This window comes from Mycobacterium sp. E1715, from assembly GCF_001667625.1.
GTDB lineage: Bacteria > Actinomycetota > Actinomycetes > Mycobacteriales > Mycobacteriaceae > Mycobacterium.
The window spans coordinates 1-9264 of the sequence record NZ_LZJJ01000392.1 but is presented as its reverse complement, the minus strand read 5'-3'; the positions used below and the strand labels follow the sequence as shown (position 1 = coordinate 9264).

At 69.3% G+C, this 9264-nt stretch carries 9 protein-coding genes and 1 pseudogene; 6 read left to right on the top strand and 4 right to left on the bottom strand.

What is annotated here, in order from left to right:
- Together A9X03_RS19290 and A9X03_RS19285 are read left to right on the top strand one after the other, a co-directional pair.
- Positions 1 to 1243: thiamine pyrophosphate-binding protein (locus tag A9X03_RS19290; RefSeq protein WP_231975425.1), on the top strand; the 1243-nt coding region annotated here is incomplete at its 5' end.
- 24 nt (positions 1244 to 1267) lie between these two features.
- Complete coding sequence (locus A9X03_RS19285; protein WP_067889523.1) at positions 1268 to 2704, top strand: aldehyde dehydrogenase family protein; 1437 nt, start codon at positions 1268 to 1270, stop codon at positions 2702 to 2704.
- 8 nt (positions 2705 to 2712) lie between these two features.
- Here the strand turns inward: A9X03_RS19285 and A9X03_RS19280 are convergent, their stop codons facing one another.
- Both A9X03_RS19280 and A9X03_RS19275 read right to left on the bottom strand, forming a co-directional pair.
- Positions 2713 to 3174, bottom strand: a complete 462-nt coding sequence (locus A9X03_RS19280) for an SRPBCC family protein (RefSeq protein ID WP_067749465.1) — start codon at positions 3172 to 3174, stop codon at positions 2713 to 2715.
- Positions 3171 to 4034, bottom strand: a complete 864-nt coding sequence (locus A9X03_RS19275; protein ID WP_082950097.1) for a rhomboid family intramembrane serine protease — start codon at positions 4032 to 4034, stop codon at positions 3171 to 3173. Before A9X03_RS19275 ends, A9X03_RS19280 begins: the two co-directional genes overlap by 4 nt.
- A 100-nt stretch (positions 4035 to 4134) precedes the next feature.
- On the opposite strand from A9X03_RS19275, the gene A9X03_RS19270 reads away from it, so the two are divergent.
- The gene (locus A9X03_RS19270; RefSeq protein WP_068262470.1) at positions 4135 to 4494 is read left to right on the top strand and encodes a nuclear transport factor 2 family protein; all 360 of its coding nucleotides are present in this window, start codon (positions 4135 to 4137) and stop codon (positions 4492 to 4494) included.
- 60 nt (positions 4495 to 4554) lie between these two features.
- Positions 4555 to 4779 (top strand): hypothetical protein, encoded by a 225-nt coding sequence (locus tag A9X03_RS19265; protein ID WP_055404709.1) that lies wholly within the window; start codon positions 4555 to 4557, stop codon positions 4777 to 4779.
- A 99-nt stretch (positions 4780 to 4878) separates the two neighbouring features.
- Here the strand turns inward: A9X03_RS19265 and A9X03_RS19260 are convergent, their stop codons facing one another.
- The gene (locus A9X03_RS19260; RefSeq protein ID WP_067749472.1) at positions 4879 to 5616 is read right to left on the bottom strand and encodes a DUF899 domain-containing protein; all 738 of its coding nucleotides are present in this window, start codon (positions 5614 to 5616) and stop codon (positions 4879 to 4881) included.
- 29 nt (positions 5617 to 5645) lie between these two features.
- Entirely contained in the window at positions 5646 to 6416 is a 771-nt protein-coding gene (locus A9X03_RS19255) for an SDR family oxidoreductase (RefSeq protein ID WP_068262467.1), read from the bottom strand.
- Between the two features lie 147 nt (positions 6417 to 6563).
- Between A9X03_RS19255 and A9X03_RS19250 the strand changes: the two genes are divergently transcribed.
- Both A9X03_RS19250 and A9X03_RS19245 read left to right on the top strand, forming a co-directional pair.
- Positions 6564 to 7517 carry a sigma-70 family RNA polymerase sigma factor gene (locus A9X03_RS19250; protein WP_068262464.1) on the top strand — a complete coding sequence of 318 codons (954 nt, stop codon included), beginning with the start codon at positions 6564 to 6566 and terminating at the stop codon, positions 7515 to 7517.
- A 159-nt stretch (positions 7518 to 7676) separates the two neighbouring features.
- Positions 7677 to 9264: pseudogene (locus tag A9X03_RS19245) on the top strand (heavy-metal-associated domain-containing protein); the annotation flags it as partial.

Genomic DNA, 9264 nt, shown 5'->3' with positions numbered 1-9264 from the left:
TCACCGGGCAGGCCATGAGGTCGGCCAGCTCCCGGACCGTCGCACCCGTGCGCGACGTGTGGACCCCGTGCCCCACCGGTATCGACTCGTCAACCAGACCGCGGGTGAGCGCGAGGTGGCCGAAGCGGCCAAGCTGATCCGGGCGGCCCAGAGCCCGATCTTGTTGGTGGGGCACGGGGTCCACACGTCGCGCACGGGTGCGACGGTCCGGGAGCTGGCCGACCTCATGGCCTGCCCGGTGATCCAGACCTCCGGTGGCACGTCGTTCATCGACGGGCTCGAGGACCGCACGTTCGCGTACGGATTCTCGCCGGCGGCCGTCGAGGCGGTGGTGAATTCCGATCTGTGCGTCGCGCTCGGCACGGAGCTCGGTGAGCCGAGTCATTACGGCAGGACCCGCCACTGGGCGCCCAACGACGCAAACCGCAAATGGGTTCTGGTCGAACAGGACCCGGTGGCCATCGGGGTCAACCGTCCGATCGACGTCCCCCTGGTCGGCGACCTTCGCGGCGTGGTGCCTCAGCTGGTGGAGGCACTTCGCGGCACGCCGAGAAGGGCGTCCGCCGACCTCGACCGCTGGATCGCCGAGGACGCGGCGGAGTTGGCGCAGCTCGCGGAGAACGCGCCGACGGGACGGACGCCGGTGCACCCGGCACGCTTCGTCGTCGAGGCCACCCGGGCGTTCCCGAAGGACGGCATCATGGTCCGCGACGGCGGGGCGACAGTCATTTTCGGCTGGACCTACTCGCAGGCCAAACCGCGAGACGTCATCTGGAACCAGAACTTCGGCCATCTCGGCACCGGTTTGCCGTACGCGGTCGGGGCCTCGGTCGCCGAGGGCGGCAAGCGCCCGGTGATGCTGGTGACCAGCGATTCGGCGTTCCTTTTCCACATCGCCGAATTGGAAACGGCCGCGCGACAACGGCTCCCACTCGTGTGCGTGGTCGGTGTCGACCACCAGTGGGGCCTCGAAGTCGGCGTCTACAAGCGCACCTTCGCCCAGCCGTCGCCGCAGCCCGGGGTGCACTGGAGCAAGGACGTCCGTCTCGACAAGGTCGCCGAGGGCTTCGGTTGCCACGGCGAGTACGTCGAGAAGGAAGAGGAGATCGGGCCGGCGATCGAGCGAGCGTACGCGAGCGGCAAGACCGCAGTCGTCCACGTCTGCATCGACCCGAAGGCGAACTCCGAGGAGATGCCCAAGTACGACGAGTTCCGTACCTGGTACGCCGAAGGCACCCAATAGTTCAAGGATCCCGAAGGAGGAGCCATGCGCGATTACCTGAAGTTCTACATCGACGGCCATTGGGTCGACCCGGTCCAGCCCAACACCTTTGACGTCGAGAACCCGGCGACCGAAGACGTGTGCGGAAGGATCTCGCTCGGGTCGTCCGCGGATGTGGACGCGGCGGTGAGCGCGGCCCGGCGAGCCTTCGCCGACTGGTCGCAGAGCAGCCGCGAGCAGCGGCTGGAGCTGCTGGAGGGCATCCTCGCCGAATACCAGCGGCGCGCGGGCGAGCTCGCCGACGCGGTCACCGAGGAAATCGGCGCGCCGCCGTCGTTGGCCGCGGGCCCACAAGTGCAACTCGGGATCGGTCACTTGGTCACGGCGATCGACGTGTTGAAGAACTTCCCCTTCGAAGAACAGCACGGGGCGGCGCTGATCGCCAGGGAGCCGATCGGCGTCTGCGGCCTGATCACGCCCTGGAACTGGCCGCTCAATCAGATCGCCGTCAAGGTATATCCGGCGTTGGCGACAGGTTGCACCATGATCCTGAAACCCTCTGAGGTGGCGCCGTTTTCGGCCTACATCTTCGCCGAGATCCTCGATGCCGCAGGCGTGCCGGCCGGGGTGTTCAACCTGGTGAACGGTGACGGTCCCGGCGTGGGCATGGCGATTGCGGGCCATCCGGGCATCGACATGGTGTCGTTCACCGGGTCGACCCGCGCGGGGATCGAGGTGGCGAAGACCGCCGCCCCGACGGTCAAGCGGGTGACCCAGGAGTTGGGCGGCAAGAGCCCGAACATCGTCCTCGACGACGCGGGCTTCGCCGACAGCGTGCGGGCCGGCGTCGCCAACATGATGCCGAACTCCGGACAGAGTTGTAATGCGCCCTCGCGCATGCTCGTTCCGAACTCACGCATGGACGAGGCCATCGGCATCGCGCGCGAGACCGCCGGGCGGGTGAAGGTGGGCGACCCCGGTGACAAGACCGCGATCGGGCCCGTGGCATCCAAGGCGCAGTTCGACAAAGTGCAACGCCTCATCCAGAGCGGCATCGACGGGGGCGCGACCGTCGTCGCCGGCGGGCCGGGCCGGCCCGACGGGCTGACCACCGGCTACTACGTCCGGCCGACCGTCTTCGCGAACGTCACCAACGACATGGCGATCGCACGGGAGGAGATCTTCGGGCCGGTGCTGTGCGTGCTCGGCTACGAAGACCTGGACCAGGCCGTCGATATCGCCAACGACACCGATTACGGTCTCGCGGGCTATGTTTCGGCGGCCGATCTCGACAAGGCCCGCGCGGTGGCGCGCCGAATCCGGGCCGGTTGGGTGACCATCAACCACGCGTTCGACATGAGTGCGCCATTCGGCGGCTACAAGCACAGCGGGAACGGGCGGGAGTGGAGCGAGTTCGGGTTTCACGAGTACCTGGAGATCAAGAGCATCTTGGGCTACGCGCCAGAGAAGGGCCGCCAGTAGCGCGCCGATCAGCCTGTCTCAAAGCGGCGACGGATACCGGCCAGCATCGCGATATGCGCCTGCACGGCTTCGCGAGCGGTCATCGCGGCCAGCGGCCGGGGCGCGGCGATCCGTATCCGCTCGGTGACGCGCGTGCCCGACGCGGTGGGCTCGAAACTCACCCGGCCGCGCAGCCGCACCCCCGGCGACTGGTCCGCCTCTGTCAGCACGTCGCCCTCCTCCGGCACCTGCAAACGTGCCCGGTAGGTGATGGTCATCGTGAACGGCCCCAACGGAATCCGGTCCCGCACCCGGTAGCTGAGCGCGACCCCGGCCGGGGTTTCGCTGCGCGACAATATCTCCACGGACACGATCAGCGGGTGCACCAGCTTGATGTTGTTCAAATCCACATAGAAGTCGCGAACCTCGCCCGGGGGCGCGGGCACTTCCTCCGTCAGCGTGTGCTCGGAGTGGGCAACCCACCAGCTCATGCGGAGAACTCCAAGAGGAGCTGACCCGTGCGCCACCAGATCAGCACCGCGAATGCCACCAGCACGACGAGGGTGACCGCGGCCTGAATCGTGTTGCGCCGCTCCCGTGGCGGGTAGACGTAGGCCGCGGCGACCAGCGCACCGGTGACCAGCCCGCCCACGTGCGCCTGCCAGCTGATGCGTTGCGCGCTGAACAACGGCACCAGGAACGTGAAGACGAGGTTGATCGCGATCACCGCCACCACCCAGCGGACGTCGAAGGCCAACCGCTTACCCACCACGAAGGTGGCGCCGAACAGGCCGAAGATCGCACCCGAGGCGCCGGCCGTCGCCGTGTCGAGCGGTGACACCAAATAGACCAGCACCGAGCCGCCCAGCCCGCTCAGCGCGTACAGCGCGCCGAAACGCAATCGGCCCAGCCACATTTCGAGCGGCGGGCCCACCACATACAGCGCCCACATGTTGAACAGCAGGTGCGTGGCGCCGTAGTGCAGGAACGCCGATGTGACCAGGCGGTAGAACTGGCCGTCGGCGACGGCCGGCGGCCACAGCGCGAGCTGCTTCTCCAAGTTCCCCGACGCCATCTGCAGCACGAAGGCCGCCACGTTGATCCCGATCAGGGCATAGGTGAGCACCGGGGCCGAGCGCTGCCGTCCGCCGAATCGGGTGCGGGGCTGCCGGACCGTCCGCGCCCCGGCCCGGACGCACTCCACGCACTGCTGACCGACGGCGGCGCTGCGCATGCAGTCGCCGCAGATGTAGCGCTCGCAGCGGTTGCAACGGACGTACGTCGGGCGTCCCGGATGCCGATAGCAACTCGGCGCCGCGGGCGGCGAATCCGGTGGGCTGGGTGCGCTCATCGCCCTATTCTCGCCCGCGCCGGCGGGCCGGGCGCAGCGCTTTAGCAAAGCTGTTTTCCGCCCACCCCATTGCGCCTAATGTTTTCTGCGTGGAGTCGACATGAGCACCGGAGTGGTCGAACGCTACCTGGAGTGCCTGGCCGCACACGACTGGGACGGGCTCGCCGCAACGATCGCCGACGAGGGGCTGATCCGCGAGGGGCCGTTCTGCGATGTCGTCGAGGGCAAGCAGCACTACGTCGCCTACCTGCGCAAGGTGCTGACCAACCTGGACGGCCATCGGCTTCAGGTGCAGCGGGTCTCGCATGTCGACAGTCGCCTGTCGTACGTGGAGTTGACGGAGTCGTTCGTCATCGACGGCGCCGCCAAGCGGTGGCCCGAATGCCTCCTCTTCGAGCGCGGCGATGACGGGCTGATCTCTCATGTCAGCGTGTTCTTCAAGCAGCCCGGCGCGCAGTGAATCGCCCGTGCGGCGAGCAAACTATTCCCTCACTCGCGAATTTGACCTACCGTGTGATGGGTGGAATCAAACGGAACCCCGGAATTGGTGCCCGTCGAAACATTGCACTCAGGTGATCCGATCATGGATTGCGGCCAGCGGTACATAGTCCTCGAATCGAAGGCCGTCGGCGACAGCTGCGTGGTCCTCGAGCTTGAATCCAGGGTGGACCACCAGCTGCAGGTCATCGAGAAGTCCTTCCCGGCCGGATACCACGTCAACAGGGCGAACCACCGAATCTTATAGCCCGAATTTACCCAGCCGAATATTGCGCGAGTAGCCGTTGGACGGCTACCGCGCATTCGTGTTATTCGGGCGAGAAACGCAAATAGCGGTCGGCCGCATTTAGCGGCCGCGCGCCGGACGCGGGTCGCTGGGATTGTCCGGATCGGGATCGCCGAACCACCGCGCCGGCGCGCGCTCGCCGTAGGCGTCGTGCCATTCCCACCACTCGTAGGGCGCCGTCTGCGGATACCCGGCCGGCGAGTCCTCCCAGTTCTCCTGGCGCCCGAGCGCGGTCATGTCGAGGTAGCTCCAGGTGTTGCCCAGCGCCTCATCACCGCGGTTGTTGATGAAGTAGGTACGGAACACGCGGCCCCCGTCGTGAATGAACGCGTTCGTGCCGTGCCATTCGTCCACGCCGAAGTCGGCGTCGAAGCCGTCGGTGATCGTGTACCACGGCATCTGCCACCCCATCCGGGCCTTCAGCCGCGCGATGTCGACTTGTGGCGCCCGGGAAGCGAACACCAGGGTGGTGTCGCGGGCGTTCAGGTGGGCGAGGTGCCCCACGTGGTCGGCGATCATCGAGCAGCCGCGGCACGCGTGGCCGGGCCAGCCGTCCACGCCCGGCTCGAAGAACGCGCGGTACACGATCAGCTGGCGCCGTCCAGCGAACAAGCCCAGCAGGTCGACCCGGCCCTCGGGTCCGTCGAACGCGTACTCCCGCTCGACGGCCAGCCACGGCATCCGCCGGCGCGCCGCCGCCAGGGCGTCGCGGGCCCGCATCACTTCCTTCTCTTTCGCCAGCAGCTCTTCGCGCGCCGCGGCCCAATCCCGGGCCGACACGATAGCGGGTGTATGCATGTCGTTGTCCTCCTTGAAGTTTCGTGCCCTCATGCCACCGCCGACAGGCCTGCAGAAGAGAGCAGGTACGCATCCTGCGTCCCGGAGTCCTCGGTCGCGATGGCCAGGACCGAGCGGCCCACCTGCTCGGCGGTCAGCGCCGGCCCGGCGGCCCGCACGAACGACTCGACGTCGACCCCTTGCCGATCGGCGTACGCCGCGACTGCCTTGGCGCCGAGGTCGGTCGCCGGCGTCAACCGCGGCAGCACGGACACGAAGCGGATGCCCAGGCCGGCCAACTGCGACTCGATGGCGGCGTAGCCGGCGATGAACCTGACCGCCGCCTTCGCCCCCGCGTAGCCTCCGCTCAGTGGTGACCCGGCGAGGGCGGCGCCGCTGGACATGACGATCACCGAGCTGCCGGGTGCGAGCGGGTGCCGCAGCGCGTATCGGGTCCAGTGAAACGCCTGCGCGACATCGACATTCCAGTTCTGGCTGAAGCTGTGCCAGCTCTGCTCCTGCAGCGGGCTCATGTGAGGCGCGGCCCCGGCGCAGAGAACCAGTGTGCGCGGCCGGTATTCGTCGATGAGCCGCTGCGCCGTCGCGGGATCGGCGGCGTCGGCGGCCACCGGGATGAGGGCGTCGCCGAGCTCGCGGCGCGCGTCCTCGAGACCGGAAACGCCGCGCGCGACGCCGATCACCTCGGCGCCGGCCGCCGCCAGGGCGCCCGCGATGGCGCGGCCGAATCCGCGGCTCGCCCCGGTCACGATCGCCGTGGTGCCGGCCAGGCCACCCGATGGGAATGTCAGGGGCTCGTTCATGTTCGTCCTCGCTCTCAACGGAAGGTGCATTCACCAATTGAGATGCGGCGCGCCGCCCGAATTCATCGCCGGTGCGCCGATGAATTCGAGCCGGCCGGTGTCTCTGTACTGGAGTAGCGTTCGAACCCAGCCGAGACAGGAGGGGCCGTGCCGGCCCAGGAGGACTTCATCGCGCAGGCGGCGCCCTTTCGCGCCGAGCTGATCGCGCACTGTTACCGCATGCTCGGGTCCGTGCATGACGCCGAGGACCTCGTCCAGGAGACCTATTTCAACGGCTGGCGTGGCTACCAGGCATTCGAGGAACGCGCGGCGCTGCGAACCTGGCTTTACCGGATCGCGACGACCGCGTGCCTGCGGGCGCTGCAGAACCGCGCGCGCCGGGTGCTGCCGGCCGGGCTCGGCGACGGATCGATCGACCCCGACGCCGGACTCGACTCGACCGGCGTGCACGAGTGGCTGGAACCCATCCCCGATTCGCTGATGTTCCCCACCCCCGAGGACAACGTGGCCGCGCGACAGAGCCTGCGACTGGCCGTGATGACCGCGCTGCAAGAGCTGCCCGCCCGCCAACGCGCGGTGCTCATCCTGCGCGACGTGGTGCAGTTCAGCGCCGCGGAGGTTGCCGAGCTCCTCGAAACGACACCCGCCGCGGTCAACAGCTCGCTGCAGCGGGCGCGGGCCCACCTCGCCGAGCTCTCCCCCACCGAGGAGAACCTCTCGGAGCCCGACGACGCGGAGCGCCGAGCGCTGCTCGACCGCTACTGCGCGGCATTCGAGAACGCGGACATGGCCGCCCTCACCGCGCTGCTGCAAGCGGACGTGAAGCTCGAAATGCCACCTCTCCCTGTCTGGTTCACCGGCCGTGACCCGGTGTTGAGATTCCTCGCCGCGCGCGCGTTCGCCAAGCCCGGCGAGATCGCGATGATCCCGACGGCCGCCAACACGCAACCCGCCGTCGCCGAGTACCGCCGCGGCGCCGACGGGACGTTGCGTGCCCACTCCATTCACGTCCTCACAACCGGCGCCAGCGGGGTCGCCACCATCACCGTCTTCCTGGACCCCGGCCTGTTCAGCAGGTTTGGTTTTCCGCCCAGCCGGTAACCTGTCCGCAGGGACGCGACTGCACCGCCGGTCAGGAGAAAGAAGGCCCAAACCCCCGGAGTCCTCGGTGTGGTCGCAGGGTCCACCATGGCAAATGTGGACAGGTCCCCTGCGCCCCAGGATCATTAGGCGCGGTAGACGCAATCGAAGGGTGACCGAGTGAGGATTCCGGGCGTTGCCAGCGTCGTCGCCGGCATGACCGACGGGGCGGCGCAGGTGGTGCGAGCCGGCGTGTCCACCGCGGCGGGCGCCGCGGGTGCGCTGCAGACGTTGGCCAGCCCGGTCGCCGAACTGGCCGTCCCGGTGGTGCAGTCGATGGCCCAAACGACCGGCCGGGCAATCGGATTGACCGGTCCCACCAACGGTTCCGGTCCCGCCGTCACGCCGCCGATTCGCTGGCAGAGCGGGCGGCGGGTGCATCTGGACCTGGATCCGTTGCTGCCGTTCCCGGGCTGGCATGAGCACGCGCCGGCGGTGGAGGAACCCGTCCGCCGGATTCCGGGAGTGGCCTCCGCCCACGTCGAGGGCGCCCTCGGTCGGTTGGTGATCGAATTCGACAACGAGGCCGACGGCGACGCCGTCCTGGACCGGGTCCGGGACACGGTCTGCGGCGTAGCGGCGGACCTGAGGCTGGTCACGTCCAAGGACGCGCCGCGCACCGCGCCGTTCGCCGATCCGGGAAACCCGTTGGCGATCCTGGTCCCGTTCAGCGCCGCGGCGATGGACGTGGCGGCCGTCGGCGCCGCGGTGACCGGCTGGTTGGGCCGGCTCCCGGTCGCGCCGCGCAGTGCCCGCGCCGCCGCCGCGCTGCTGAACCACCAACCGCGCGTCGTCGCCGTGCTCGAGTCGCGGCTGGGTCGCGTCGGCACCGACATCGCGCTCAGCGCCTCCACCGCGCTGGCCAACGGGCTGACGCAGGCGGTCGGCACACCGTTGCTGGATCTGGCGCAACGCAGCCTGCAGGTATCCGAGGCGGCGGCGCATCGCCAGCGCTGGCGGGAACGCGAACCGGAGCTGGCCTCGCCCAGTCGCCCGCAGGCGCCGGTGGTCCCCGTCATATCGTCGGCCGGGCCGAAATCGCAAGCGCCCCGGCATAATTCGGCGGCGGCCGCCGCGGGGGAAGCGTCCCACGTGGTGGTGGGCGGTGCCATCGACGCCGCCATCGACACCGCGAAGGGATCGATGGCCGGGCCGGTGGAGGAGTACGCCGACCAAGCCGCCAACGCCTCGCTGGTGGCCGCCGCAGGTGCGCTGTTGGCCGGCGGCGGCACCGAGGATGCGGCCGGCGCCCTGCTGGCCGGCGTGCCCAGGGCGGCGCACACGGGCCGGCAGGCCTTCGCGGCCGTGTTGGGCCGCGGACTGGCCAACGCCGGCCAACTGTTCCTCGACCCGGGCGCCCTGCGGCGGCTGGACCGGGTCAAGGTGGTCGTCGTCGACGGCGCCGCGCTGCGGGGCGACAACCGCGCCGTGCTGCAGGCGCGGGGCGACGTACCCGGATGGGACGAGGACCGGGTCTACGAGGTCGCCGACGCGCTGCTGCACGGTGAGGAGGCCCCCGAACCGGATCCCGACGAGTTGCCTGCCACGGGCGCGCGCCTGCGGTGGGTCCGGGCGCAGGGCTCGTCGGCGACGCCCGCGCAGGGTCTCGAGCACGCCGATCTGGTGGTCGACGGCGAACGCGTCGGCAGCGTCGACGTCGGCTGGGAGGTCGACCCGTTCGCCATCCCGCTGCTGCAGATCGCGCACC

Excerpts from the sequence above, each read along its gene's own strand:
- A9X03_RS19285 (WP_067889523.1), top strand. The coding sequence starts at position 1,268 with ATGCGCGATTACCTGAAGTTCTACATCGACGGCCATTGGGTCGACCCG.
- A9X03_RS19280 (WP_067749465.1), bottom strand. The coding sequence starts at position 3,174 with ATGAGCTGGTGGGTTGCCCACTCCGAGCACACGCTGACGGAGGAAGTG.
- A9X03_RS19275 (WP_082950097.1), bottom strand. The coding sequence starts at position 4,034 with ATGAGCGCACCCAGCCCACCGGATTCGCCGCCCGCGGCGCCGAGTTGC.
- A9X03_RS19270 (WP_068262470.1), top strand. The coding sequence starts at position 4,135 with ATGAGCACCGGAGTGGTCGAACGCTACCTGGAGTGCCTGGCCGCACAC.
- A9X03_RS19260 (WP_067749472.1), bottom strand. The coding sequence starts at position 5,616 with ATGCATACACCCGCTATCGTGTCGGCCCGGGATTGGGCCGCGGCGCGC.
- A9X03_RS19255 (WP_068262467.1), bottom strand. The coding sequence starts at position 6,416 with ATGAACGAGCCCCTGACATTCCCATCGGGTGGCCTGGCCGGCACCACG.